The sequence below is a fragment of the Vannielia litorea genome (assembly GCF_018424695.1).
Lineage (GTDB): Bacteria > Pseudomonadota > Alphaproteobacteria > Rhodobacterales > Rhodobacteraceae > Vannielia > Vannielia litorea_A.
The window spans coordinates 51,849-77,254 of record NZ_QTNQ01000001.1; the positions used below are offsets into that span (position 1 = coordinate 51,849).

Annotated in this window: 22 protein-coding genes; 9 read left to right on the forward strand and 13 right to left on the reverse strand. The window is 63.9% G+C overall.

Annotated features, from left to right (window positions below; all coding sequences use genetic code 11):
- Nucleotides 1–12 precede the first annotated feature (12 nt).
- Both DYI42_RS00275 and DYI42_RS00280 read left to right on the forward strand, forming a co-directional pair.
- Nucleotides 13–918: an NADP-dependent oxidoreductase gene (locus DYI42_RS00275; protein WP_213544018.1), complete on the forward strand. Its 906-nt coding sequence runs from the start codon at nucleotides 13–15 to the stop codon at nucleotides 916–918.
- Nucleotides 919–988: 70 nt separating this feature from the next.
- The gene (locus DYI42_RS00280; protein ID WP_213544019.1) at nucleotides 989–2,035 is read left to right on the forward strand and encodes an LLM class flavin-dependent oxidoreductase; all 1,047 of its coding nucleotides are present in this window, start codon (nucleotides 989–991) and stop codon (nucleotides 2,033–2,035) included.
- Nucleotides 2,036–2,128: 93 nt separating this feature from the next.
- On the opposite strand, the gene DYI42_RS00285 is transcribed toward DYI42_RS00280, so the two are convergent.
- On the reverse strand, nucleotides 2,129–2,854 hold the full coding sequence (locus DYI42_RS00285; RefSeq protein WP_213544020.1) for a class II aldolase/adducin family protein: 726 nt from the start codon (nucleotides 2,852–2,854) through the stop codon (nucleotides 2,129–2,131).
- Nucleotides 2,855–2,967: 113 nt separating this feature from the next.
- On the opposite strand from DYI42_RS00285, the gene DYI42_RS00290 reads away from it, so the two are divergent.
- Nucleotides 2,968–3,954 (forward strand): TAXI family TRAP transporter solute-binding subunit, encoded by a 987-nt coding sequence (locus DYI42_RS00290; RefSeq protein ID WP_213544021.1) that lies wholly within the window; start codon nucleotides 2,968–2,970, stop codon nucleotides 3,952–3,954.
- Nucleotides 3,955–4,008: 54 nt separating this feature from the next.
- The gene (locus DYI42_RS00295; protein WP_244867339.1) at nucleotides 4,009–5,913 is read left to right on the forward strand and encodes a TRAP transporter permease; all 1,905 of its coding nucleotides are present in this window, start codon (nucleotides 4,009–4,011) and stop codon (nucleotides 5,911–5,913) included.
- 122 nt (nucleotides 5,914–6,035) lie between these two features.
- Here the strand turns inward: DYI42_RS00295 and DYI42_RS00300 are convergent, their stop codons facing one another.
- The 10 genes from DYI42_RS00300 to DYI42_RS00345 form a co-directional block, all read right to left on the reverse strand.
- Nucleotides 6,036–6,977, reverse strand: coding sequence for a LysR family transcriptional regulator (locus DYI42_RS00300; RefSeq protein ID WP_213544022.1), 942 nt, complete (start codon nucleotides 6,975–6,977; stop codon nucleotides 6,036–6,038).
- A 46-nt stretch (nucleotides 6,978–7,023) separates the two neighbouring features.
- The gene (locus DYI42_RS00305; RefSeq protein WP_213544023.1) at nucleotides 7,024–8,166 is read right to left on the reverse strand and encodes a mandelate racemase/muconate lactonizing enzyme family protein; all 1,143 of its coding nucleotides are present in this window, start codon (nucleotides 8,164–8,166) and stop codon (nucleotides 7,024–7,026) included.
- 93 nt (nucleotides 8,167–8,259) lie between these two features.
- Nucleotides 8,260–9,270: a TAXI family TRAP transporter solute-binding subunit gene (locus DYI42_RS00310; RefSeq protein WP_213544024.1), complete on the reverse strand. Its 1,011-nt coding sequence runs from the start codon at nucleotides 9,268–9,270 to the stop codon at nucleotides 8,260–8,262.
- Nucleotides 9,271–9,318: 48 nt separating this feature from the next.
- Nucleotides 9,319–11,181, reverse strand: a complete 1,863-nt coding sequence (locus DYI42_RS00315) for a TRAP transporter permease (RefSeq protein WP_213544025.1) — start codon at nucleotides 11,179–11,181, stop codon at nucleotides 9,319–9,321.
- Nucleotides 11,182–11,730: 549 nt separating this feature from the next.
- A complete protein-coding gene (locus DYI42_RS00320) occupies nucleotides 11,731–12,186 on the reverse strand; it encodes a MaoC/PaaZ C-terminal domain-containing protein (RefSeq protein WP_213544026.1) in 456 nt (151 codons plus the stop codon).
- A gap of 68 nt (nucleotides 12,187–12,254) precedes the next feature.
- The gene (locus DYI42_RS00325) at nucleotides 12,255–13,067 is read right to left on the reverse strand and encodes a p-hydroxycinnamoyl CoA hydratase/lyase (protein ID WP_213544027.1); all 813 of its coding nucleotides are present in this window, start codon (nucleotides 13,065–13,067) and stop codon (nucleotides 12,255–12,257) included.
- A 66-nt stretch (nucleotides 13,068–13,133) separates the two neighbouring features.
- Nucleotides 13,134–14,699, reverse strand: coding sequence for a long-chain-fatty-acid--CoA ligase (locus tag DYI42_RS00330; RefSeq protein WP_213544028.1), 1,566 nt, complete (start codon nucleotides 14,697–14,699; stop codon nucleotides 13,134–13,136).
- 19 nt (nucleotides 14,700–14,718) lie between these two features.
- Nucleotides 14,719–16,023 (reverse strand): TRAP transporter large permease, encoded by a 1,305-nt coding sequence (locus DYI42_RS00335; RefSeq protein ID WP_342344576.1) that lies wholly within the window; start codon nucleotides 16,021–16,023, stop codon nucleotides 14,719–14,721.
- Nucleotides 16,020–16,520: a TRAP transporter small permease gene (locus DYI42_RS00340; protein WP_213544029.1), complete on the reverse strand. Its 501-nt coding sequence runs from the start codon at nucleotides 16,518–16,520 to the stop codon at nucleotides 16,020–16,022. Before DYI42_RS00340 ends, DYI42_RS00335 begins: the two co-directional genes overlap by 4 nt.
- A 92-nt stretch (nucleotides 16,521–16,612) precedes the next feature.
- Nucleotides 16,613–17,581 carry a TRAP transporter substrate-binding protein gene (locus DYI42_RS00345; protein ID WP_213544030.1) on the reverse strand — a complete coding sequence of 323 codons (969 nt, stop codon included), beginning with the start codon at nucleotides 17,579–17,581 and terminating at the stop codon, nucleotides 16,613–16,615.
- Nucleotides 17,582–18,147: 566 nt separating this feature from the next.
- Between DYI42_RS00345 and DYI42_RS00350 the strand changes: the two genes are divergently transcribed.
- The 5 genes from DYI42_RS00350 (at nucleotide 18,148) to DYI42_RS00370 (ending at nucleotide 23,404) form a co-directional block, all read left to right on the forward strand.
- Nucleotides 18,148–19,281, forward strand: a complete 1,134-nt coding sequence (locus DYI42_RS00350; protein ID WP_213544031.1) for an acyl-CoA dehydrogenase family protein — start codon at nucleotides 18,148–18,150, stop codon at nucleotides 19,279–19,281.
- The gene (locus DYI42_RS00355) at nucleotides 19,278–20,864 is read left to right on the forward strand and encodes an AMP-binding protein (protein WP_213544032.1); all 1,587 of its coding nucleotides are present in this window, start codon (nucleotides 19,278–19,280) and stop codon (nucleotides 20,862–20,864) included. Before DYI42_RS00350 ends, DYI42_RS00355 begins: the two co-directional genes overlap by 4 nt.
- 44 nt (nucleotides 20,865–20,908) lie before the next feature.
- Nucleotides 20,909–21,781, forward strand: coding sequence for an amidohydrolase family protein (locus tag DYI42_RS00360; RefSeq protein ID WP_213544033.1), 873 nt, complete (start codon nucleotides 20,909–20,911; stop codon nucleotides 21,779–21,781).
- An 84-nt stretch (nucleotides 21,782–21,865) separates the two neighbouring features.
- Entirely contained in the window at nucleotides 21,866–22,477 is a 612-nt protein-coding gene (locus tag DYI42_RS00365; RefSeq protein WP_213544034.1) for a TetR/AcrR family transcriptional regulator, read from the forward strand.
- A gap of 36 nt (nucleotides 22,478–22,513) precedes the next feature.
- Nucleotides 22,514–23,404: an NAD(P)-dependent oxidoreductase gene (locus tag DYI42_RS00370; RefSeq protein WP_213544035.1), complete on the forward strand. Its 891-nt coding sequence runs from the start codon at nucleotides 22,514–22,516 to the stop codon at nucleotides 23,402–23,404.
- A gap of 2 nt (nucleotides 23,405–23,406) precedes the next feature.
- On the opposite strand, the gene DYI42_RS00375 is transcribed toward DYI42_RS00370, so the two are convergent.
- Together DYI42_RS00375 and DYI42_RS00380 are read right to left on the reverse strand one after the other, a co-directional pair.
- Nucleotides 23,407–24,171, reverse strand: coding sequence for a citryl-CoA lyase (locus DYI42_RS00375; RefSeq protein WP_213544036.1), 765 nt, complete (start codon nucleotides 24,169–24,171; stop codon nucleotides 23,407–23,409).
- A gap of 23 nt (nucleotides 24,172–24,194) precedes the next feature.
- Nucleotides 24,195–25,322, reverse strand: coding sequence for a CaiB/BaiF CoA transferase family protein (locus DYI42_RS00380; protein WP_213544037.1), 1,128 nt, complete (start codon nucleotides 25,320–25,322; stop codon nucleotides 24,195–24,197).
- Nucleotides 25,323–25,406: the final 84 nt, after the last annotated feature.

Consider the following 25,406-nt stretch of genomic DNA (forward strand, 5'->3'; position numbering starts at 1 on the left):
AAGGAAAGCATCATGAAAGCAGTTCAGTTCAGTGAATACGGGGGGCCGGAGGTCCTGAAAGTCGTCGAAGTCGACGAACCGCATACTGGCCCGGGCCAGGTACGGATCGCGGTCCGTGCCGCCGGGGTCAATCCCGCCGAATGGAAAATACGCGCAGGGTACTTTCAGGAGTTCATGCCGGTCGAGTTTCCTGCGGGTGTGGGCTTTGAGGCCGCCGGGATCGTCGATGAGATCGGCGAAGGTGTGACGGGTGTTGCGGTCGGCGATGCGGTGTTCGGGCATGGGTCCAGCACTGTCGCGGAATACGCGGTACTGACCTACTGGGCGCACAAGCCCGACGACATGCCTTTCGACGTGGCCGGTGGCCTTTCCGTCGCTTCGGAAACGGCGATCCGTGCCCTGAACTATGTCGGCACGAAAGCGGGCGAAACGGTGCTGATCTGCGGCGCTGCGGGCGGCGTCGGCTCGGCGGCGATCCAGATCGCAAGGGCCCGCGGCATCACGGTCATCGGAACCGCGAGCGCGGCTAAGCACGACTATCTGGCCGAACTGGGAGCAACCCCGACGAGCTATGAGCCGGGCCTGGCCGACCGCGTGAAGGCACTTGCGCCACATGGCGTCGACGCCGCTCTCGACCTTGCGGGCGCGGGCATCATCCCCGAGCTGATCGAAATCACCGGCGACGCGTCCCGTGTGATCTCGATTGTCGATTTCACCGCCCCGGAACAGGGTGCGCAGTTCTCCCCCACTCCGCAGGAGCATCCGGAACGGGCACTTCAAGAGGCCGCCAACCTGTTTTCCGAAGGGGCTCTGAAGCTGCGCGTCGAGAAGACGTTCCCGATGGCACAGATTGTCGAGGCTCAAGCGCTGAGCGCCGAAGGGCATGTCACCGGCAAACTGGTCATCACGGTAAGCTGAGCCGAAGGACTGAAATAGACCTGCAAGATCCGGGCGGCCCGGACCACCGAGTTCAACGCAACGAGGCCCCATGGAAATCGGACTCTTCACCTTTGGCGATATTGGCACCAACCCGCAGACCGGGCTGACCGTCACAGCACCCGAACGCCTGCGCAACATCGTCGAAGAGATCACGCTTGCCGATCAGGTCGGGGTCGATGTCTACGGGCTGGGCGAACATCACCGGCCGGACTACGCGGTATCGTCGGTCGCGGTTGCGCTGGCAGCCGCCGCTATCCAGACCAAAAACATCCGGTTCACCAGCACCGTTTCGGTGCTCAGTTCCGACGACCCGGTGCGGGTGTTCCAGCAATTCGCCACCCTCGACGGGTTGAGCGATGGACGCGCCGAGATCATCGCCGGGCGCGGTGCCTTCATCGAGTCCTTCCCGCTCTTCGGCTACGATCTCGACGACTACGAAGACCTCTTCATCGAAAAGCTGCAGATGCTGCTGGAGATCAACAAGCAGGAGCATGTGGCCTGGCCGGGCAGCAAACACACCCAGGCGCTCGACGGGCTCGGGGTCTATCCCCGGCCCGTCCAGGACCCGCTCCCGATCTGGATGGCGGTCGGCGGCACGCCGCAATCGGCGGCGCGGGCGGCAAGCCTCGGCCTTCCCGCGGCCTTTGCCCTGATCCTCGGCGGCGAATGGGCGCGGCTTGCACCCCTGCTTCAACTCTATCATCAGACAGGTCACTCCAGCGGGCAGGATCCATCCCGCCTGAGAACCTCGCTGAACGCCCATGCCTTCGTCCACGAGACGATGGAGAAGGCGATGGACATCTATTATCCGGCTCATTCCGCCCGGATGGGCGAACTTGGCCGAGAACGCGGCATGTCGGCGCAAAGCCGCGAGACCTTCACCGCCTTTTGCGGCCCGCGCGGCGGCTATTTCGTCGGTGGCCCCACCGAGGTGGCCGAGAAAATCCTTGCCGCCCATGAGGCGCTGCGATTCGAGCGGATCATGCTGCAGTTTGGCGTGGGCGTCATCGACCATCGCTCCATGCTGGACGCCATCGAAATCCTGGGAACCCGTGTGATACCCGAAGTGCGCCGCGGGCTGGCCAAGTGCTCATAGAACCTGGAACTTGCCCCGGAGGTCGCAGGACGAGGCCCTGCTCGTCCGGCGGCCACTTTCAGGCACCGGCCAAACATGCCGGTGAGCCGAAGATCAGAGACCGTCCAGATTGGCGCGGGATGTCCAGAAATCCCATGTCCGCTCGACGACGAGCGGAAGTGCTGTCATCTCGCCGGTCTTGCTCTGCTCGCCGGGCGACATGGAGACGATCTCTCCTCCCAGCACATGAGTATTCAGAAGGAGCTTGGCGTTCACCTCGAAGTAGATCGCAAGGAGAACGGCACGCTTGAGCGAATCCGCTGCGACCACCGAGCCGTGGCCGCGCATCAGGGCAGCGCTCTCGCTGCCGAGCGCGGAAGCGAGGTCGAGGCCCTGCTCCTGTGTTGTGACCAGCATGTTGGTATCGCCGAAACGGGTCCGGATGTCCCAAAGCGGGGCCGGGTTGGGAATGCCGCCGGCCGTGTGTGCGATTTGGACCAGCGGCACGGAGGACACGCTGAAGGGAACGACCGAGGGGCTGTGGCTATGCACGACGGCCATGACATCGGGGCGCCTTTGGTAGATGGCGCCGTGGATCGGGCGTTCGGCGAAGAGGCGATGCTGGGTTTCCGCAACCGGCGCGTTGTCGAGGGTGAATTCCAGCAGGTCGCTTCGGCTTACCAGTTCGGGGCTGCGCGAGCGGGACAGCAGGTAGCGCTCAGGATCGCCGGGGTGCCGGATGCTGACGTGCCCGAAGGCATCGACCACACCCTCCCGCGCCAGGATACGACTCGCCGTGGCAAGATCCCATTTCGCGGAGTCGAGCGCGTCTGCGTCCATGGTCTTTCCTTTCGAAGTGCGGGTCAGGTCGGGTTTGACTTGCACCAGCGGAAATTAGTATGTCAATGCTTAGATAGCTAAGCGAACGGCCCGCATGGCCGAGGGAGGAAAAAATGAATAGGTTCACACAGTTTGCGAGCGTTGCGGCACTTGGCCTGCTGAGCGCGTTGGGTCCGGCATCGGCCCAGACATACAATCTGACCCTTTGCGGCGCGAGCCCGGGCGGTCTCTGGAGCCTTCTCGGCGCCGGTGTCGATGCCGCCGTCAAGAAGGCCTACCCCGGCTCGACGGTAACCTACCAGACCTCCGGGGGAGGCCTGGCCAATGTCGGTCTTCTCGACAAGGGCAATTGCGATCTGGCCATCATCCACGACGCGGAGGCGAAGGCGGCGATCCAGGGCCTTCCTCCCTTCGATGCACCTGTGGAGAGCCTGGCAACGCTGGGGGTGCTCTACACTTGGGCGCCGATGCAGATCATCGCCAATGCGGACTTCGTGCAAGAGCATGGCATCACCTCTCTCGAGGATATCGCCACACAGCAGATTCCGGTTCAGGTCGTTCTGAACCGCCGAGGCAACATCGTCAGCGGCATTGGCGAAGCGATGCTGGTGGCTGCCGGCGCGAACCCCGAGAACATCGCGTCCTGGGGCGGCGACGTTCAGTATGCCGCGTCGAACGAACAGGGCGACCTGATGCGCGACCGGCGGGTGGACATGCTGATCAACTCGCTCTTCGTCAATCACAGTTCGATCCGCGAACTCGCTTCGGCCATCGACGTCAAACTCCTTCCGATTTCCGCAGATACCGCGCAGGCGGTCATCGACGAGTGGGACATTCAGAACTTCACCATTCCGGCCGACGCTTATGACTGGGTCGATGAAGACGTGGCGACCATTACTGTCTCGGCGCAACTGTTCGTTCGCGCCGACGCGGATGACGCGTTGGTCGGCAACCTGACCAAGGCGCTGACCGACAACTTCACCGAGCTGCAAGGCGTTCACAAGGCGATGGCGCCGCTTGATGTCGAACTCATGTCCTCAGCGACGACGGTTGACTATCACCCGGCGGCGAAGGCCGTGTATTCGGCAGCCGGCTTCTGAACAAGTCAATGACAGACAGTGGCGGCGGCGACTTGATCGCCCGCCGTCCTTTTCATGCAAGGCAATAACGTGCTCGGTCTTCTCTTCAACACCGGCGCCAGACGCCGGCCCGCCGGTTGGCTGGGCATGGCTGCGCGTATCTTCTCCGCTCTCACGACTGTATGGGTCGTCTATGCAGCCGCGTTCTCGCGTCAGGACGCCCTGACCCTCACCATGACCTTTCTCGCGCTGATACTGGTGCTCACCTTTCTGCTGGTCGGGCCGTCGTCGAATTCCGACCGGGAAAAGGTCTATGTGCCGGATTACGCGCTCTCCCTGGCTTCGGTGGTGTGCGGGGTCTACTTCGTATCGCAGGCCGACCAGATCGCACAGCGGATCACGCTGCTCGATCCGCTTTCAACCGCTGATCTCGCCTTTGCGACGGTCGTGCTCCTCCTGACGATCGAGGCGATGCGACGGACCGTTGGTATCGGCCTTACACTGATTGTGCTGCTGTTTCTGGCCTACAACCTCTTCGGCCACCGGCTGAGCGGGATGCTGGGGCATGGCTACATCAGTTATTCCCATTTCGTGGATATTACTGTTTTCACCACCGACGGGCTGTTCGGCGTGCCACTGCGGGTTGCCGCGACCTATGCCTTTCTCTTCGTTCTTTTCGGGACGGCCCTGTCGAAGAGCGGCGGGGCGCAGTTCTTCTTCGATCTTGCCGCCTACCTGACGGGCCGTTCACCGGGAGGGCCGGCGAAGATCGCGGTCGTATCCTCCGGCCTCTACGGCACGATCTCGGGGAGCCCGACCTCCGATGTGGTGACGACCGGCAGCGTGACGATCCCGATGATGAAGAAGATGGGGTATCGGAGCGACTTCGCCGCGGCCGTCGAAGTCGCCGCCTCGACCGGGGGCAGCCTTCTGCCGCCGGTCATGGGGGCGGCAGCCTTCATCATGTCGGAGTACACGGGCATCGACTATGTCGATATCGCGCTGGCCGCGCTCATTCCGGCGCTGCTCTACTACCTGCCGATCTACGTGCAGGTCCACCTGCGGGCACGGAAGGCCGGGCTCGCCGGCGTGGATCGCTCGAGCATACCGCCCCTCGCTTCGATCCTGCGCGAGGGCTGGCTTTTCATCATTCCGCTCATAGTCATCAGCTGGTCGCTGCTCGACGGCTACACACCGACCTACAGTGCGCTCTACGGGCTCGCCGCGGTCTTCGTGGTGGCCATGCTGCGCAAATCGACCCGGCTCAGCCCGAAAGACATCTTCGAGATCCTGTCGGAGAGTAGCATTCGGATGGTGGCGGTTGCCGGGGCCTGTGCCGCGGCCGGCCTCGTGATCGGGGGCATCACCATGACTGGCCTAGCCTCGAAGTTCTCGTCGGTCGTGTTCCTGATTTCGGGGACGGATATCATCGCCTCGCTGGTGATCGCCGCAATTCTTACGACGCTGCTCGGCATGGGCATGCCCACCCCGAGTGCCTATATCCTCGCCGCTGTCCTGATCTCGCCGGTCATGCAGCGCCTGGGGATCGAGCAGCTCTCGGGGCACCTCTTCATCCTCTACTTCGCGGTGATGTCCGCGCTGACACCACCGGTGGCCGTGGCTGCCTATGCGGCAAGCGCCATCGCCGACGAGAACCCCCTGCTCATTGCGGCTCAGGCGGTAAAGATCGCGCTCGGCGCCTTCCTGATCCCCTTCGCCTTCGTTTTCCATCCCGGGCTTCTGATGATCGGCAGCCTGCCTGAGATCGTCTTCGCCGTGGTCAGCGCGGTACTCGGCCTCTCCGCCGCCGCCATCGCCATTGAGGGCTATTTCTTCGGCCTGATGCCGAGCCTGCTGCGCTGGATCGTCTTTGCGGCGGCTCTGGCGGTCCTCTTCGGAAACATACTCGTCACCGGGATCGGTCTGGCCCTGATTGGGGCGGTGTTGTGGGTGCAGTGGCGGGGTGTCTTGCCCAAGTAACCCTTTCTTCGGTTGCGCGAAGAAGGCGGCCCGCCGGTCACAAGGGCCGTCGCGCCGCAACAGTCCGGCTGCGGGTTCAGGTGCTGGTTGTCATGCTGGTTGTCGTTGTGTGCAAGGGCCCGTCAGGGCAGCAGCAGGTGTCTGGTGCTGCGAAGATTGTATTCGTTCAGCAAGTCGAGAATCGCGTTCCGCAGCCAGGTAATGCCGGCGTCGGTCTCGGAACGCCGGTGCCAATATACTCGCAGATCGATGGTCGGTAGGTTGAACGGAACATCGACCATCTTCAGGCGGGCAACATCCGAATAGAACTGGGCCAACGTCTCCGGTGCGGTCGCGATCAGATCGGTCTTGGCGACGATAAGGGGCGCGGCCAGGAAATCGGTGACCTGAAGCGCTATCCGGCGTGAACGATTCTGTTGCTTCTGTAGCGACTTCGCAATGATGCCGTCACCGCCGCTGACGGAGGTGACGGTCACATGTTCCAGCGACAGGTAGTCTTCGAGGGAGAAATCCTTGCCGACTGCCGGGTGATCTTCGCGAGCCACGCACATCCAGCCATCCTTGAACAGCGATTGCTGCAACACCCCCTGTTTCAGATAGGGCCAGACGCCGACCGCGAGATCGAGTTCGCCCTTCTCCATGGATTCCAGATGGTGGGACGGATGCGACTGGATCGCCACGAGGCGGATACCGGGGGCGACCCTGCGGATGAACTGGGAGACCGGCGGAAGGAACAGAAGCTGGCCGACCTCCGACATCAGCACCGTGAAAGTGCGTTCAGAGGTCGCCGGGTCGAACTCCTGCCCTGCCCTCAATGCATCACGGAGCGACGAAAGTGCGCTCGACACGGTCGGCTCGAGTTCGAGGGCACGGCGTGTGGGCACCATACCGCGCCGGGTGCGAATGAAGAGCTGGTCGTTGAGGGCATCGCGCAGGCGGGCCAGCGCTCCGCTCACCGCCGGCTGGGACAGATGGAGGCTGCGTGCCGCGCCCCCCACGCTTCGCTCGCGCAGGATTGCATCGAAGACCACCAGCAGGTTCAAATCGAGTCGATTGGTATCCATATCCCGGATAATGCTATGCGCTGAATTCGGCGAAGGGAATAAGCACTTACGCCGGGCTGCTGCGATAGCTGCGGATGAAATCCTCGTTCAGCACCATGCCCCAGCCCGGTCCGTCCGGCACCTCGACAAAGCCGTTTCGTGGCGGTTGGTGGTTGGCAACCAACTCCCTATGAAACGGATCGGCGACTTCGGAATAGGTTTCCACGTGGGTCGCCTTGCGTGTCGATGCCATGAGATGCAATGCGACCTGCGGCTCCATATGCTGCGCCATGGCGATCTCGTGCCTCTCGGCGAAGGCGGCCACCCGTCGCCAGGCAGTGGGCCCGCCACCGATCGACGCATCGAAGTTGCACACATCAATGGCGCGGGCGGCAATCATGGTTTCGCAGCCCATCGGCGTGATCTCCATCTGTCCGGCGGCCAGTGGCGTCTCCACGGCCTTGCGCAATCGGGCCAGTTCGGCCACGTCGTTTTCCCAGTAACACGGCTCCTCGATCCACCCGAGATTCAGGTCGGCGGTCATCCGCGCGAAGGTCAGCGCGTCCTCGTAGCTCCATCCCTGGTTGCCGTCGGGGATGAGAACGAAATCCGGCCCCATCGCGCTACGGAGCGCCCGAAGGCGGCGCGCATCCCCTTCCGCGTCGAGAGCGCTGAACATCCCGACCTTGAGCTTCATCCCGGCAAACCCCTCGCGGGCCACCTGCTCGGCCTCCTTGATGCAGTCGCCGTCCTGCCAGCCCGCCGGCCATGGGCTAACCATGGTGACGATTGGGAGCCTGTCGCGCCTGCGCCCCCAGAGGTCGGCCAGTGCCTGCCCGGCCCGCTTTCCCGCGAGATCCCAGAGCGCGGCGTCGATCACCGAGATCGCCCGTGTCAGGATTGGCCTGCTCCAATAGGCCGGTCGCGTGGTTGCAAACATCCTTGCCCAGAGCGTCGCGATGTCTTCCGCCGACTGTCCGATCACCAGCGGGGCGAGCACGGTCTCCACCGCCCGCGCGACATCGGCGCCCGGAAAGCCAAGCTGCGTGAAATAGGCCTCGCCGGTCACGCCATCGGCACTCAACCTGACCACGACGGCATCGCGCGTTTGCCCCCGTCCAGCGCCCTTGGCGACCAGAACGCCATGGCGAAGACGCTCTGGAGCCACCGGAACTTCAAGCGCGATCGTTTCCAGAGTGTCTATTGCCATGATACCGTGCTGCTCCGTAGCGACAGGAAATCCGTCAGATTTTTTGGGGTCGTGCGGCGGCTCGCCTCTTGCGGCCGCCGCTCTGATTGGATGCTACTGGGAAAGCGCGAGCAGTTCCGCCTGACGCGCATCCATCTCGTCAGTCCAGGCGCCAACCTCCTTGAAGAAGCGCACCGCGCCTTCATGGTAGGGCACATCGAACTCCTTCTGGAGGAAGTACTCCCGGTTGAGGCTGGCCTCGAGAACGGCGTGAGCCCCGCGGATGCTGTCAATTTTCTCCCAGAAGGTCTTAGTCGCGGTATAGACCATGTCGGCGTCGGTCTTGGCACCGGTCGTGAAGTAAAGATCCCAGCCCATCGCCGTCATGTCCTGATCGACACCGGGCACCGCGCCGGCCATGCGCTTATTCGCCACCGTGCCGGGCATTTCGGCCTGAAACCGCGCGACGGCCTCGGCATCCCCCTCGGGAATGACCGGCAGATACCGCACGCCGCCAACTGCCGCAGCGGTTTCCTGTACGCCGCTGTTATTGATGGTGCTGAAGGCGATATCGACGGCGTTCTCCTTCAGCGCCTGTAGGCTCGATCCCGAGTTCGGCACAGGAACGATGTCGAAGTCGCCTTCCGACATGTTCTGCGCGGCCAGCGCGCCAGTGGTGAACAGAAGCGAAATGAGGTGGCTCGGATACCCGCCGGCAAGCCGTGCCCCCTTTGCATCCTCCAGCGTCTGGTAGGGAGAGTCTGCGCGCACGATGAACGCCGCATCGAAACGGGTGATCGCGCCGATCAGCCGTAAACCGGGATTGTGCATAAATGGCTCCTTGCCGCGGTAGGCTAGGGCCAGATCAGGGCCGGAGTTTACCGCGAACGCCAGTTCACCACTGTCCAGAAGCCCCAGATAGACGCTTGATCCCGTCATCGGCTGAACCCGCATTTGTAGCGGGCTCTGCTCCGAGATGGTTTTGGCGATGGCGGCGGCGGAGGTGTAGGCAAAGGAGCCCTGGGCCGTCGATCCGATCCCCGCGGACATCCGGTCCTGTGCGTTCGCCGACATCGCCGAAACGCTCACCAGTAGCGTCGCAGCAATCCCGGTGATCTGTCTCATGGTATTTCCCAACATTGTATTTCCTCCCTTGGATGTTGGCTTGAAAGTTCACTGTCCCGCCGGTGTCGCGGCCCGAGCGGAAGACGCCCGGTTGATGCTCAGCGCGGCCAGCCCGACAACGAGCGCCACGATCACCACCGCAAGCCCGCCAACACTGCTCGGCATCAGATTGAGAAAGAGGAACCCGACGGCAGCTCCCAGAAGAAGGCGGGATGGCCATCGCATCGTGCCGAGCCCGTATCCGGTAGCGACCACGGCGAGGCCGCTGACCCCGCATGCCGCGAGAACGATGGTGACAAGGTTCGTCCACCAGTCGGCGGCCAGGATCAGCCCCGGGAAATAGACGAACAGGAAAGGCACGACGTAGGCCGTCGCGGCGAGCCGGGCCGCTGTCCAGCCGGTTGCCATGCCGCTTGCCCCGGCGATGGAGGCCGCCGCGATGGCCGCAAAGCAGATTGGCGGCGTGATCTGGCTCGAAACCCCGAAATAGAGGATGAACAGATGCGCCCCGAGCGGCTCCACACCGAGATTGATCAGTGCCGGGCCGATCAGCACGGCCAGCAGCAGGTAAACCCCGGTCGTCGGCATGCCCATGCCCATCAGGATCGACATGCCCGCGCCGAGGATCAGCAGCAGCAGCAGGCTGCTCTGCCCGACCTGGGTGAGAAGCAGGGAGAGCGAGAAGGCGAGGCCGGTGATGTTGAGCACGCCGATGATGATCCCGGCGAAGGCACAGATTAGCGCGATCTCGACAATCGCCGCGCCGGCCGTATCCACGGTGTCGCGGATGCGGAAGTTCAGGCTTCGGGTCTTTAGCGCGTGAACGGCGAATATGGTGGCGATCCCCAGGAAGGCCGCCTTCTGGGGCTGAAAGTTCAGGCCGAACATCGCATAGACGATGACCACCAGCGGGATGGCGTATATCCCGTTCTCCTTCAGGATCTGCGCTGTCGGCTTGCCGTTGTATTCGGTGGTCCCGATGCCGTCGCGGCGCGCAATCAGATGCACCTGGAGCAACAGGCAAAGATAGTAGAGGCAAATCGGAACCAGCGCCGCAAGCGCGACCTGAGCGTAGGGAATGCCGAGGAACTCTGCCAGCAGGAAGGCCGTCGCCCCCATGATCGGCGGCATGAGCTGGCCGCCCGAGGAGGCCGCCGCCTCGATCGCGCCGGCCTGAACCGAGGTGTAGCCGGATTTCTTCATCAGCGGGATCGTCACTGAGCCGGTGCTCACCACATTGGCAACCGCGCTGCCCGAGATGCTGCCGAAGAGCGACGACGCCAGCACCGCCACCTTGGCCGGCCCGCCCGCCGAACGCCGGATGAGCGACCTGGAGACATCGGTGAAAAAGTCGCCGCCTCCGGTGGTGAACAGGATCTGCCCGAACAGGACGAAAGCTAGAACCACCCCGATCACGATGGCGATGGGGATGCCGAAGAGCGCATTGACGTCGGAATAGAGGTATACCACGAGCCGCGAATATGAGGTGGCCTGTGCGTAGAACACGCCCGGCATGTAGGGCGCCAGAAACGCGTAGCTGAGGAAGACCGCCCCGACCACGATCAGCGTCCAGCCGGCATAGCGGCGGATGCCCTCGAACAGCAGCACCAGTGCGATAGTTCCCAGCACGATCAACTCGATCGGCCGCTGGAACGACATCATCAGGATCCAGTTCCAGTTCAGGGCAGGATAGGCGCCGCAGACGAAGGACGCGGCGGCCGCGCCGTAGTCCCAGAACGGAACCGTCCGCTCGGGCACCTCACTGAGACGGCCGGACCGATGCAGGAAGCCGACCGCCATCGTCAGGCCGAAGAACAGCGCGAGATACTGCTCCTTGAAGAAGGCGTATCCCGCCAGCCGCGCGATATCGAGCGCATAGACAGCGCCGAGCGCTACGATTGAGGCGCACAAGCACGTCGCGATCCAGGCGTGAACTCCCTGGAGCGCGCGCTTGCGGGTTCGTATCGAGATTTCATCCATGCCGCCGCCAGCCGTTCAAACGGAAAATACGGGTTCGGAAGGGACCCGCTTGCCGAAGTCGGCGATGGCAAGCAGCCGCCCGGCGCATTCTGGCCCAGTCCTTTGCCACCTGCGGCATCCTTTCAACTGCACGCGAACCTTTAGGTCGCATTCAACGCCATTCATAATTCCCTCCCCCTCGGCTGATGCACGAAAAGACGCGCAATCTCCTTGTCAGCCTAGCATTCCGTTAATTCTCAGTCAACGAAACGCGCTGCGATGTTCCCTCTATTATTGTTTAATATCAATATATTAAGAACATTCATCGCCAAGGAAAGACACCCCCGCAAAGGCGGGGTCATTCCCTCTTTTGAAGATTTTCTTGATGCCCTAAAGGCACCCCAATTCTATGCATCACTTACATTTCGAGTTCTCTTTCATTTATGAAAACCGACCCTCCCTAATTCACTTCAGGCTGGGACCGGAAATTGGATTACTTTTTCATTTTCCAGGGCCCGTTCCTGCCACCATGTGGCTGGAGATGCCCTCAACCACCGCCTCGCTGCGCTGGTTGAGGAGCTGTTGACGGAACTGGAGAATGCCCCTGTCCCCTGACGAGCTGCGGCGCTTGGAGTGCAAAGTCAGTTCGAGGTGCAGGGTGTCTCCCGCGACCACCGGCGCCCTGAAAGCCCATTTCTCCAGGCCGAGCAGCAATACGACCGGCTCGTGGAAGGTCAGCAGGCCCGCCGTCATCCCGAGCATGATCGCCGTCAGGTAGCCGCCGTGGAGAACCGGCTTGCCAGCCGGGGTATCGCGGGCAAAGACGGCATCGCAATGCACCGGATGCCAGTCGCCTGTCACCATGCAACCCATGGAGAAGTCGGTTTCGCCAATCGTGCGGCCAGGGCCGACGAGCTTTTGCTCCGGACTCAGCATGTCGTAGCTCAACAGGGTCATCGCGAGGCCTCCGTTCGGCGGGCGCGGAGCGGCTTCCGGTCTCGGAAGGCCGCCCCGGTCCCTGTTTTTCAGCTTTCGACGCTTTCGAGGCCGGGCTTGTACTTCTTGCCGAGGAAGTCGCCGATGCCCTTGTCCATCCAGCCGCCGCCCTGGCGCATGGTGAGCTGGTCCTGCTTGGCCAGGGTGTAGTCCATCGAGGCCTCCCAGCTCATCTCCAGCGACAGGCGGTAGCCGTCCTTGGTGGCCCGCAGCGCCTCGCCGTCCTTGGCGGCGATCTCATGGGCCAGCGCCATGACGTTCTCGCGCAGTTCGTCCGCGGGCACGGAGTAGTTGATGAAGCCGATCCGCGCCGCCTCCACCCCGTCGAACGGGCGCCCGGTGAGCCCGTAGAACAGCGCGTCGCGCGGTCGGAACAGGTTGGCCATGGACTTGCTGACCGAACCGCCCGGGAAGAGCTTGAAGTTCACCTCCGACAGGCCCATCCGGGCATCGTCGGCGGCCACCGCCAGGTCGCAACCCTCGATGATCGAAAAAGCGCCGCCGAAGGCGAAGCCGTTGATCATGGCGATGGTCACTTTGGGGAAATACCGCAGGGTGCGGCCACGCCATTCGGTCGCCGCGCGATAGGCCTTCTCAAAGCCGACCTTGTCGTCGCGGTTCTTGAGGAAGAACTCCTTGAGGTCCATCCCGCCGCAAAAGGCTGGCCCAGCGCCGGTTATCACCACCACGTTGATGTCGTCGCGGTAGCGCAGCTCCTCCAGCACCTCGACCATGTCCAGATGCAACTGCGGGCTCATCGCGTTGCGTTTGTCCGGCCGGTTCAGCGTCACGATGGCAACCTTGCCCTCCTGCTCGACCTTGATCGTCTCCAGTTCCATCATCGGTTTCTCCTTTGATCTGATGTGAATTACGGAAGAATTTCGGCGCCGCGCGCAGCGGCGGCCCGGCTAGTTCACGTTGCGGCTCCGGCCCTTCCAGAACGGTTCGCGGAGGGCCTTCTTGTCGATCTTCTTGTTCGGCAGGCGCGGAAGCTCGGCCAGGAAACTGATGCTCTTGGGTTTCTTGTAGCTCGCGATATGCGCGCGGCAGTGCTCCACCAGATCCCGCTCCCCGGCCTCCGCTCCCGGCTTCAGGACAACGAAAGCCTTGACGGCCTCGCCCCACCGCTCGTCCGGAATGCCGATCACCGCGGCCTCCGCCACGGCGGGATGCAGATAAAGCGCCTCCTCGACCTCGCGGGGATAGATGTTTTCTCCGCCCGACACGATCATGTCCTTCTTGCGGTCGAGGATGGTGAGGAAGCCCTCACCGTCAAGGCTGCCGACATCGCCGGAATGCATCCAGCCACCCTTCAGGGCCTGGCGCGTCGCGGCCTCATTGTTCCAGTAGCCGCGCATCATGGAGGGGCCCGCGATCAGGATTTCGCCCATCTCGCCAATCGGCAGGTCGCGGCCCTGATCATCGACGATGCGGATCGCGAAATGCAGGGCCGGCTGACCGGCCGAGGCCAGGCGGTCCTTGTCCGCCGCCCCCTCGATCTTGTGGTGGTGCGGCTGGAGCACGGTGCCCATGCCGGTCTCGGTCATGCCGTAGATCTGGAGAAAGATCAGGCCGTAGGTCTCGATCGCCTCGCGCAGCGGGCCGACTGCCAGCGGGCCGGAGGCGTATTCCACCAGCCGGAGCGCCGAGTGATCCCGGGGCGCGGCGCGCTGATGCGCCACCAGATCCTGCACCATCAGGGGGGCGAGATGGGTCATCGTCGCGCGGTGGCGTTCGAGCTGCTCCGACACCGCGGCGATATCGTATTTGCGCATCAGCACGATCGCGGCGCCGCGATAGCTGCACCCGAGATGGGAGCACTTCGCGCCGATGTGGTAGAACGGCATGACCAGGAGCATTCGATCTACCGGGCCGATCCCAAGCTCGCTCGCCATGATCCTCGCGAAGTGGACCTGGCCCCGATGGTCGTGCATCGCGCCCTTTGGCCGACCGGTGGTGCCGGAGGTGTAGATCAGATAGGTCAGATCCTGCGGGGCGGGCCGGGTGCGCGGCGGTTCCGGCGAGGCCCCTGCCAGCAGGGTTTGATAGGCCTCCGCCCCCTCGCCGTCGATGCAGATGTAGCTGACGATCCCGGGGTTGCCGGCCTTCAGCTCTTCGACGATCCCGGCGTATTCGGTTTCGTAGAGCAGCACGCGCGGCTGAGAATCCTTGAGGATGTAGTCGATTTCCGGGGCGGAGAGCCGGTAGTTGATCGGCACCAGCACATAGGCCGCGGTTTCGCAGGCCGCATAGGCCTCCAGGTAGCGCGGGCCGTTCTGCGCCAGGATCGCCACCCGGTCCTGCCGCCGCACGCCGAGGCCGGACAGGGCGTTGGCGAGGCGGAAGGCGGCATCGCTGAACATCCGGTGGCTGACCTCGACATCCTCGTAGATATAGGCGGCCCTGTCGGGATGCAGCGCGAGATTGCGGTCGAAGACGTCGCGCAATGTCTCGATGTTGTTCAGTTGGTGCATGGTTCGGGTCTTCCTGAGGTCATTGCAGGGCGTGCGGCAGCCAGAGCGCCAGCGCGGGAAAGAGGACGACGATCGCGATGCGCAGCAGGTCCGCGACCGCGAAGGGAACGATCCCCGCAAAGATGGTCTTGAGCGGGATCGAGCGGTCGATACCGTGGAGGATGAACACGTTGATCCCGACCGGCGGGGTGATCATGCCCAGTTCGATAGCCATGATCAGCACGATCCCCCACCAGACGGGGTCGTAGCCGAGGCCAGTGACCACGGGCAGGACGAACGGCAGGGTGATCACCATGCTCGAAATGGTCTCGAAAACGCATCCCAGCACCAGATACATGGCGAGAATCCCGGCGATGACGACCAGAGGCGGCACATCGAGCGCGCCGAACATCTCGGTGAGCGCGCCCGGCAGCCGGGCGGCGGTGACGAAATAGGTGAAGATCGACGCGCCGATGATGATGACGTAGATCATCGCCGTGTTCGACGCGGTTTCGCCGACCATGCGCATCACCTTCTCGCGGGTCAGGGAACGCCGGCCGAGGGCGAAGAGGAAGGCGACGAGCACACCGACAGCGGCCGCTTCGTTGACCGTGAAGACGCCGGAGTAGAGCCCGCCCATCACCGCACCGATCATCACCAGCACGCCCCAGCTCCCACGGGCGATCTTCGCGCGTTCGGCCCAGCTCAGGCGCTCTCCGGCGGGGGCGGAGTTCGGCCAGAGCCGGACGAACACCAGCACCGCCAGCATTTGCAGCACCACCGCCAGAAGCGCCGGGATCAGCGCCGCGATGAAGATGTCGATCACGAACTCCCGGGCGAGGAAGGCATAGATGACCATCACGATGGAGGGTGGAACGAGCATGCCCAGCGTGCCACCGGCGGCGATGGTTCCGGTCGCCAAGGCGGGGGAGTAGCCGCGCTTCAGCATCTGCGGCAGGGCGATCTGACCCATGGTTGCGGCTGTGGCGGGCGAGGAGCCGCAGACTGCGCCGAACCCGGCACAACCACCGACCGTGGCACAGGCGAGTCCGCCCGGCCAATGGCCCACCAGTGCGTAGATCAGGCGGTAGATGTCGTCGGAAAGGCCGCTGACGGTGGCGAGCGATCCCATCAGCAGGAACAGCGGAATGACGGCCAGGTTCGCATTGCTCAGCACCTGCGCGGGTTCGGTGCCGAAGAGCGTGATCGCCGGACCGAAGCCCGAGATCACCCCGAAGCCCACGAAGCCCGTGATTCCCATCGCAATCCCGATCGGGATGCGCAGGAACATGAGCATGAAGAGCCCGGCAAACCCCAGCGCCGTGATGCCAAGCGGGCCGATCACAGAGGGCCTCCTTCAGGGCCGACAACGGCGTCGGCATCACCGTCGCCTCTCAGCGCCTTTGCAATCACCAGCAGCTGGACCGGCAGGCAGACCGCCAGGAAGGCCGTCGCGGCCATCCACCACGGTGCGATCGGCCAGGCCAGGAACCAGGTTGTGGCGCCGGACCGGAGCTGGTCGAGGCTGTATATCGCTAGCCGCCAGACGATGACGGCGAAGAACACAAGCGTCACCGCCGCGCCCAGCAGGCCCAGCAACCGATGGGCGCGCGGCCCGAACAGGGTGGCGACAAAGTCGATCGTGAGGTGGTAGCGCTTTTCGAACGACAGCGGCAGGAAGGCTGCCACCGCCACCAGGCTCAGCAGTTCCGCGACTTCGGAGACCCCGAGGATCGGGCTCGAGAAATAGGTTCGCAGCAGCGCATCGGTCACGGTGAGCGCGGCCACGGCCAGCAGCGCGGCCACACCGATTGCAGCGAGCGATTTGGTTATCGTGGACATGGTGTTCCTGTTGCTTAGCCTTGGCGTGCGCCCCGGGGAGCGCCGCCTCCGGTCGGCCCGGCAGCCCCTGGGCGCCGGGCCGGCGTGCCGCGCTAGTTGGCGGCGCTCGCGGCGGCGTCGAGCTCGGCCTTGAAGGCCTCGAGCAGCGCGGCGTTCTCCGGCGATTTCGCCGCCCAGTCGTCGACCACGGGTTGCAGCGCCTCGGTCCAGCGGGCCGCCTCCGCCGCATCGGGGGAGACCGCCGTCTGGTCCGGGTCGGCCTGCACCTGCTCCCTCACCGCGCGCTCCTCGGCCTTGAGCACGTCGCCCCAGCGGCGGGCGAAGGCGGCGCCGCCGTATTCCTCCAGCACCGCCTTGGCCTCGTCTGGCAGCTCGTCGTAGACCTGCTGGTTCATCACCAGCAGCGCGGTGACGCCGCCCATCGGAAAGTCGAAGTGATGGGGTGTTGCGTCGATGATGCGAAAGGCGTTCACCAGGGTCCAGTCCTGGAGCGTTCCGTCCAGCACGCCGCGGCTGATGTTCTCAGCCACGGAGGGGGTCGGCATCCCCACCGGTGTCGCACCAAGAAGCGCCGTAGCCTGTGCGAAGACCGGGCCAGCGGCGCGCAGCCTCAGGCCCTTCATGTCATCAAGGCTGTTGACGGGCTTCGAGGCATGCACCTGGTAAGGGCCGGTCACATCGGCCGCCAACACCTTCACGCCCGGATACTTCAGCAGGCCCTTTTCGACCAATCGGGTGACGGCGATGCCCGCCACCGTGGGGTCGTCCCACAGGAACGGCAATTCTGCGATTTCGTTGCCCGGAAACCGCCCCGGCGTGAAGGACGGGATGATGATGGCGATGTCGGCAACGCCGTTCTGGACGATTTCGAGCTGCGCCGCCGGTGCCCCGAGCTGGCCACCGGCCAGCATCTCCACCTCCATCGTTCCGCCCGAAGCCGCAGTGACATCTTGCGCCCATGGGCCATAAACCTTGGCCGGCCCGAAGGCCTGCGGCGGTTCGAAAACCGAGAATGTGAGCTTCTGCGGTTCGGCCGATGCCGCGCCCGCAACTAGGGTCATGACCGCGCATGCACAGGCAAGCGCGCTTCTCCTGATGAACATGGATATCTCCTCCCAATTTCACCACAAGGTCCGCCAACTGCGGGACCGCAGCGGGCAAGGACTGTCTGGCGGGGTCACTACAGAAACTTCTGTAAAATTTGTCAAATTGCCTTTGTTCTTCATTAATATCTGAAATGGCGATATTGCTCTACATACTCCAGATTTCGTCGTGTTTGCAGTCGGATGGGCTCTCGGGCCGAGAGGCGGGCCGCGACGGTCGGCGCGGGGTGACGAATGCGCACCGCGTTAATCCGTGAGAAGTGGGGAGAACGGACGGGAGGCAGGGCACTATGGCAGGGCGACGTATCGTTCCGTCGGGCGGCCTTGGCTGTTGAAGAGTCGGGGGCGTCGTGCTACTCGAAATAAAGATGCATGTATGCATGTATCTTTACACAGTCGGGCGCGGTGTTTTTGACAAGGCGCAAATTCCCGTCCTGGCTGCGGAGGAGGACATGGGCGCATGGGCCTCGGGCGCTGGCCGGTGTCGGGCCGGACAGGCAGATGCAATTCGGAGGGTGAGCGCGGTGGATTTTTCCTTCACTGAGCGACAGCAAAATCTGAAGGACGAGGTCGCGTCCTTCGTGGACGGGCTCGACCGCGGCGAGATCGAGGCCTTCGAGCGGCGAAGCGAGTTTCCGCGTGAGATCTATTCGGAGATGGGCGCGCGGGGCTGGGTTGGTGCGATGGTGCCGCCCGAGTATGGCGGGCTCGGCTACGGCGCCGTCGAGATGGCCATCCTGACCGAAGAGCTGGGGCGGATCGGCCTGGCGGCGCTCACGCTCTCCCTGCATGGCGAGCGCACGCTGCTGAGCCTCGGTACGGACGCGCAGAAGGCCCAATACCTGCCTCGGCTCTCCACGGCGGAGGTCCTTTCTGCGATCGTGGTGTCCGAGCCGGAGGTCGGCTCCAGCATGAAGCAAATGAAGACCCGCGCGGTGCGGGACGGCGACGACTATGTGATCAACGGGCGCAAGACCAACATCACCCTGGGCCGTGAGGCCGATCTGATGATCACCTTCGTGATGACCGAGGCGGGGCTGACGGTGCTGCTGGTCGATGGCGACACCCCGGGCATCTCCTGCCGCAAGCTCGACGCGGTCGGCTGGCGGCTCGAGCCGCATTACGAGATCGACTTCACCGAATGCCGGGTTCCGGCCTCGGCATTGCTCGGCCAGGAGGGGCGCGGGCTCGACGTGTTTTTCGCCACCTTCGACCTCACCCGCATCTGCAATGCCTCGCACCTGATCGGCATCGCCCGGTCGGCGCTCGACAGCGCCATCCCCTACGCCACCGAGCGCCAGGTTGGCAGCAGCAAGGTGGCCGATTTTCAGGGCATTCAGTGGATCATCGCCGAACTGGCGACCAAGCTCGAAACCGCCAGCCTGATGCGCTTCAAGGCGGCCTGGATGGAAGACCAGGGCGTGAAGCACGTGCGCGAGACGGCGATGACCAAGCTGGTGGCGATGGATCTGGCCAACGACGCCGCCAACCGCGCCTTCTCCATCGTCGGCGGCTACGGCGGATACCGGACGGCGCCCTTCGAGCGCTATCTGCGCGACGCCAAGATCGGGCTGGTCACCGGCGGGTCAGCCGAGGTGATGAAGAACACAATCGCCCGCGAAACGCTGCGGGACTATGGCTACAGGCCGCCGAAATGAGCGGGGACAGGGGGGCACATGCCATGGGGCAGAGCGAGAACGAGATGACACTGGCGGATGCGATCCGGCTGAACGCGAAGTTCGCGCCCGCGCGCACCGCCTTCATCTGCGAGGACCGGCGGGTCAGCTTCTCGCAGTTCGCGGAGCGGGTTTACCGGCTGGCCAATGCGCTTTTGGCGAAGGGGATGAAACCCGGGGACCGCCTCGGCATCCTTTCGACCAACCGGATCGAATTCATGGAGGCCTATGGCGCGGCCGAGGTCGCCGGGTTCATCGCGGTGCCGATGAATTACAGGCTGGCCGCCACCGATGTCGGCTATATGGCTGGGAATGCTGGCATTTTGGCGTTGATCCTCGAAAATTCCTACCGGTCTCTCACCGCAGAGCTGCACGGGGTCGAGATTTTCGAGTTCGAAGGGAACGGTAACCCCGAAAGTGGCTACGAAAAACTGCTCGCCAGCGGCAGCCCGGACGATCCACATTGCCCCATCGCCCCTGGCGATCTTGCCTATATGTTCTACACCGGCGGCACCACGGGCAAGCCCAAGGGCGTGCTGCTCGACAATGCGGGGCAGATGGCCAATCTAAAAGCCATGCTGATCGAGGCGGCAATCGCCCCGGCCGACACCCTGCTCACGGTGATGCCGCTCTATCATATCGGCGGCAAGAACTTCGCCACCGCCCACTTCCACCGCGGCTGCACCGGCGTGCTGATGCCGAGTTTCGATCCGGAAACACTGATCTCGCTGATCCGCTCCGAGGGCGTGCGCTGTGTGCTGCTGGCGCCGACGATGATCAGCATGATTGTCGAATACCTCGACGGGCGAACGAGTACCGATCTGGGGCTGAAGAGCATCTACTATTCCTCGGCGCCGATGCCGGTGAGCCTCTTGCGCAAGGCCATCGCGCTCTTCGGGCCGGTGTTTATGCAGTTCTACGGGCTAACCGAGTCCGGCCCGGGTGCGACGATGCTGGGCAAGGAAGACCACGACCCCGACGGGCCGCCCGAAGTGCAGGCCCTGCTGGCCTCGGCGGGCCGACCGATGATCCACAACGACGTGGAATTGGTCGATGACAATGACAGGCCGCTGACCCCCGGACATGTCGGCGAGGTCCGTATCCGCAGCGCCGCGCTGATGCGCGGTTACTGGAACAACGAGGCAGCGACCAGAGACAACATGCGCAACGGATGGGTCTATTCCGGCGATTACGGCATGTTCGACGAGAACGGCTTTCTTTTCGTCGTCGGGCGGAAGAAGGAGATGATCGTGAGCGGGGGCGAGAACATCTATCCACGCGAGATCGAGGAAATCCTCAACGCCCATCCCCAGATCGCCGAGGTGGCCGTGGTCGGGGTGCCCGACAAGAAATGGGGCGAGGCGGTCAAGGCGGTGGTCGTCGCCCGGCAGCCGAACCAGATCGGCGAGGCCGAGGTGATCGCCTACTGCGAGTCACGGCTGGCAGGGTTCAAGAAACCGAAATCGGTGGAATTCTGGCCCGAACTGCCGAAAAGCCCACTCGGGAAAATCCTCAAGGACGAAATCCGAAGCCGCTACTGGGCGGGGCGGGATCGCAAGATCTGAACCCGCGTCAGCCTGTCATATGTCGAAGGGAGCCGAGGACCGACATGACTGAATTCAGGAAATACGACACCCAGATGCGCTCGCCCGGGCGCATGCCGCCGGCGGGAACCTGGGACTGTCAGATCCACGTCTTCGGCGATCCCGAAAAATATCCAGTGCGCAGCGGGGCCGCCTATGCGCCCTTTGCCGATGCGACGATCGAGACGGCGCTGAAAATGCACGAGGCAATCGGCGTGGCAAAGGGTGTCATCGTTCAGTCAACAGTGCATGGCACCGATCACTCAATCCTCTACGATGGCCTTGCCCGGGCTGGCGGGGCCTATCGCGGGGTCGCCATCGTTAACGATACCATCAGCGACAAGGAGTTGGAGCGCCTGCACGAGGCTGGTGTCAGGGGCGCGCGGTTCAACTTCTGGAAGCAGCTCAATATCGCGCCCGATCCTGACGAGTTCCTGCGCTCTCTGGAGCGGATCAAACCCTTTGGCTGGCACGCGAAGATTCATTCCGCAAAGGATGAATGGCTGGATATCAAAGATTTGCTGACCAAGATCGACATCCCGGTGGTGATCGACCACCTGGGCCACCCAGATCTGAGCCTTGGGTCCGACCAGCCTGCGGTGCGGATGCTTCTCGATCTGCTGCGCAACGAGAACTGGTGGGTGCTGGTGTCGAATGCCGACCGGGTCTCGTCGATGGACCGCGGATACGATGACGTGGTCCCGCTGATCCAGACCTATCTCGATCACGCGCCCGACAGGGCCCTGTGGTGCACCGACTGGCCGCATGTGCAATATACCAAGCGTATGCCCGACGAAGCCGAGTTGCTCGAACTGCTCTACAAGGCGGTTCCCGACGACGGGCTGCTGCGGAAGATCCTGGTTGACAACCCCGAGAAATTCTTCGGTTCTTCCACATAATCCGCAGCCGGGCACCGCTCCGGATGCACCGCGACACTGGAGGCAAGCATCTCCTCGAAGCGAGCTGAAACCGAGACGCCGGAAATGGCGAATGATGCGGGGCGGAAACCGCGGCTGACGCAGGAGCAGCGCAGCGCGCGCTCGCGCAAGGCGCTGCTGAAATCCGCAATCACCTGCATCAGCGACCTGGGCTGCGAGCAGGCGACCGTCGAGGTGATCGCACGCAATGCGGGCTTGTCGCGCGGCGCGGTTCAGCATCATTTCGGCTCCCGGAAAGAAATTCTCGCTGCCGTTGTCGATGACTTCGGCACATCGCTTTCGACGGCCCACAAGATTCCGCCGGACCTGCCGCTGGATGCGCGGCTCGACAAGGCGATCGACCTGACCTGGGAGCGTTTGAAAACCCCGCATTTTCTGGCCGTCATTCACATCTGGCTCTCGCTGAAGCACAGGCCCGGCATGCGCCCTGCGATCGCCCGAAAGGTCAAGCAGATCGAGGTGCAGCTCGATACCGAATGGCAAAACCTTTTCGTCAACAGCGACGTTGAGGCACCGAGGGTATCCGCCACGCGTCGGCTGGTTCTGGCCACGCTGCGCGGCCTGGCGCTGAGGAAACTCTACTTCTCCGGGACGGCGGAGTGGACCGACGAGATAGACACGTTGAAAAGGCTGGCGCTGATGTCGCTGCGGAGCTGATCGCGGCGGCAGGCGCAGGCGGGGGAGAATTGGAAAATGACACCAGTCGTGGCCGTGGTCGCCATGGGAGAGATGGGCGCGGGCCTGGCCAGCCTGATGGTCGGCTCGGGCGCACGGGTCCGCACCTGCCTCGCCGGGCGGAGCGCCGGGAGCTTCGAGCGCGCCGACAGGGCCGGGGTCGAAATCGTCGATAGCGACGCAGAGCTGCTGAGGGAGGCCGATTTCTTCCTCTCCGTCGTCCCGCCCGCCGCCGCCAAGGCAACGGCGGAAAGATTTGCGCCGATCCTGAGTGAACTCGACATCAAGCCGATCTATGTCGACTGCAATGCCATCAGCCCGGCCACCGCGCGGGAGGTCGGCGATATCGTGGCTGCCAGCGGGGCCGGGTTCGTCGATGCCTGCCTGCTGGGCAACGCGCCGGCGCCGGGGGGGCCGCACCCGCGGATGTTCCTTTCCGGGGGGGCCGCTCAAAAGGTCTCGCTTTTGGCGGACTACGGCTTGACAACGCAATGTCTCGACGGCGAGGCAGGGCAGGCGAGCGCGCTCAAATGTACCTATGCCGCCCTCGGCAAGGGGCTGATCGCGATTGCCGCCTGGTCGGTGCTCGGAGCCCGGCGGCACACCGTGGACGAGGTGCTGGCGCAGGAGGTGGCGCAGTATCAGCCAGCGCTGGCGACGATCCTGTCGAGGATGCTGCCGGAGATGGCGCCCAAGGCCTATCGCTGGGTCGCGGAGATGCAGGAGATCGGGGCCTTCCTCGGCGAGATCCCGGGCGGGCAGCCCGGGTTCGAGGCGATCTCGGGCCTGTTCGACGCCGTGGCCGGCGACGGCGGGGCTGAAACCGTGGCCGAGGCCGCCGAGCTGGTGGCCTCGATCGAGGCGTTTCTGGCCACCGGGCCGCTCATCGCGGCGGCCGGACGGCGCTAGGTTCAGCCGGCTTCCGGTGGCTCGTATTCGAAGGCCTCTTCCACGTCGAGCCAGATCTGGCGGCCCGAGCCGGTCTCGAGATCTTCCTGCACATGGCCGACGAGGCCACCGGCCCGCGACACCACGGCGATGCAGCGCATGATGGTGACGGGAATGCCGATTTCCAGCATCAGCGCGGCCAATGCGCCGGTGGCGTTGATGGTCACATGGCGCCCATAGGCACTGTCGGCCTCTTCCGAGAGCGTCTTGAGAAGCGCGATCACGTCGCCTTTCACCCCTGCGGCCAAGGCAAGCTCGAACAGGCGCGGCGAGCGCGGGTCGTCTGGCTTGTGCAGGTTGTGGCCGAAACCGGGAAGCCGTTTGCGGGCCGACCTGTGCTCGGCCACCACGCGCTGGCAATAGGCGGCGCGGTCTTCCTCCTTCAGCCCGGCCTCGAGCAGCCTTCCGCAGCCATCCATCGTGCCGGAAAACACATCGCCCACGCAGGTCAGCCCCGCCGACATGGCGATCTGCACCTGGTCCGGGTTGCAGTCGCGCACCAGCCGCGTGACGATGGCGTGGGGCGTCATCCCGTGTTCCATCAGCGTGACGAGGCAGAGATCGAGAACCTTGGTCTCGGTCGCGTTCGGCATCCGCCCGGTCGAGAGGAAATAGAGGATCTCGGTGAAGGAATACTGCCCGAGCAGCTCATGCACCAAATCCATGCCCCGCCATGTGATCGAGGTCTCGTCGAAGGTGGCGATACGGGTCTTCAGCTCTCCTGGCATTCGGAAAATTCCTCTACTTCTCGCTAGTCTGACGTGGTGATGTAGTCGTCGGTATGCTCGCCGAGCAGCGGCGGCGGACCCTGGGGCTCGATGCGCTCGCCGTCGAACCAGATCGGGCAATGGAGCGAGCGCACCTCGGTGCCGTCGCTCGCCCTGGAGCCATAGAAAGTTCCGAGGTGGCGCACCTGCGGATCTTCGACCGCCTCGGGGATCGTGTTGATCGGGGCGAAGGGAATATCGAAGCTCGAGAGCCGCTCGATCCAGGCGTCACGGTCGCGCGCCGCGAAGACCTCGTTCAGCCGCTCCGCCAGGAGCGCGTAGTTTTCGAACCGCTTGGGGCGAGTCTCGAACATCGGAGCGGTCCTGAGGTCTTCGCGCTCGATCGCGGCGCAGAGCGCGTCCCAGAACTTCGGCAGGGAGGAGAGGTGAAGCGCGAGGCAACGACCGTCGCGGCAGCGCACCGCATAGCTCTGCGACGCCGCCACGCGGGTGGTCGGCGTGACGGTCATGCCGCTATCGTCGAAGGCGAAAGGATCGGGGATGAAGGCCATCGAGGCTTCGAGCATGTTCACGTCAACCCGCCTGCCCCCGGCCTTGCGCTCCCGTCCCAGCAGTGCCGCGAGGACGCCGAGCGCGGCATACATGCCGGTCACGTTGTCGGAGATCGTCGGGCCGGTCATGCGCGGGTTCTCGGGATCGACGAACATGCCGGCGATGCCCGCCAGCGACTGCGCGACGGCATCATAGGCCGGGCGGGCCGCATAGGGCCCGTCCTGCCCGAAGCCGGTGATCGAGCAGCGGATCAGCCCGGGATTGAGGTTTTCGAGCGTGTCGTCATCCAGCCCGAGCCGACTCAACACGCCGGGTCGGAAATTATCAATGAGCACGTCCGCGGTCTGCACGAGGGATCGCAGCTTGTCCTTCTCCTCCTCCACCGACAGGTCGAGAACCACGCTGCGCTTGTTCTTGTTGTAGGCCTGAAAATGCGGGCTGTAGGTGCCTCCCAGGAAGCTCCTGAACGGATCGCCGCCATCGGGCCTTTCCACCTTGACGACCTCGGCCCCGAGCTCTGCCAGCAACGAACTGGCGTAGGGCCCGGTGATCACCGCACCGAGCTCGATCACCCGAATACCCTCGAGAGGTCTGTTCATCTTCCTTCTTCCTTCCATCAGGCCCCGGGCCGGGGCCGGTCTATCGTTTCATTTGCGTGTCGTGCTCCAAGTCACCCGGTCGCC

Coding starts and splice junctions, on each gene's coding strand:
- DYI42_RS00295 (WP_244867339.1), top strand. CDS start 4,009: ATGCAAGGCAATAACGTGCTCGGTCTTCTCTTCAACACCGGCGCCAGA.
- DYI42_RS00290 (WP_213544021.1), top strand. CDS start 2,968: ATGAATAGGTTCACACAGTTTGCGAGCGTTGCGGCACTTGGCCTGCTG.
- DYI42_RS00280 (WP_213544019.1), top strand. CDS start 989: ATGGAAATCGGACTCTTCACCTTTGGCGATATTGGCACCAACCCGCAG.
- DYI42_RS00300 (WP_213544022.1), bottom strand. CDS start 6,977: ATGGATACCAATCGACTCGATTTGAACCTGCTGGTGGTCTTCGATGCA.
- DYI42_RS00355 (WP_213544032.1), top strand. CDS start 19,278: ATGAGCGGGGACAGGGGGGCACATGCCATGGGGCAGAGCGAGAACGAG.
- DYI42_RS00285 (WP_213544020.1), bottom strand. CDS start 2,854: ATGGACGCAGACGCGCTCGACTCCGCGAAATGGGATCTTGCCACGGCG.
- DYI42_RS00320 (WP_213544026.1), bottom strand. CDS start 12,186: ATGACCCTGTTGAGCTACGACATGCTGAGTCCGGAGCAAAAGCTCGTC.
- DYI42_RS00305 (WP_213544023.1), bottom strand. CDS start 8,166: ATGGCAATAGACACTCTGGAAACGATCGCGCTTGAAGTTCCGGTGGCT.
- DYI42_RS00365 (WP_213544034.1), top strand. CDS start 21,866: ATGGCGAATGATGCGGGGCGGAAACCGCGGCTGACGCAGGAGCAGCGC.
- DYI42_RS00340 (WP_213544029.1), bottom strand. CDS start 16,520: ATGTCCACGATAACCAAATCGCTCGCTGCAATCGGTGTGGCCGCGCTG.
- DYI42_RS00310 (WP_213544024.1), bottom strand. CDS start 9,270: ATGAGACAGATCACCGGGATTGCTGCGACGCTACTGGTGAGCGTTTCG.
- DYI42_RS00345 (WP_213544030.1), bottom strand. CDS start 17,581: ATGACCCTAGTTGCGGGCGCGGCATCGGCCGAACCGCAGAAGCTCACA.
- DYI42_RS00360 (WP_213544033.1), top strand. CDS start 20,909: ATGACTGAATTCAGGAAATACGACACCCAGATGCGCTCGCCCGGGCGC.
- DYI42_RS00325 (WP_213544027.1), bottom strand. CDS start 13,067: ATGATGGAACTGGAGACGATCAAGGTCGAGCAGGAGGGCAAGGTTGCC.
- DYI42_RS00330 (WP_213544028.1), bottom strand. CDS start 14,699: ATGCACCAACTGAACAACATCGAGACATTGCGCGACGTCTTCGACCGC.
- DYI42_RS00375 (WP_213544036.1), bottom strand. CDS start 24,171: ATGCCAGGAGAGCTGAAGACCCGTATCGCCACCTTCGACGAGACCTCG.
- DYI42_RS00370 (WP_213544035.1), top strand. CDS start 22,514: ATGACACCAGTCGTGGCCGTGGTCGCCATGGGAGAGATGGGCGCGGGC.
- DYI42_RS00380 (WP_213544037.1), bottom strand. CDS start 25,322: ATGAACAGACCTCTCGAGGGTATTCGGGTGATCGAGCTCGGTGCGGTG.
- DYI42_RS00275 (WP_213544018.1), top strand. CDS start 13: ATGAAAGCAGTTCAGTTCAGTGAATACGGGGGGCCGGAGGTCCTGAAA.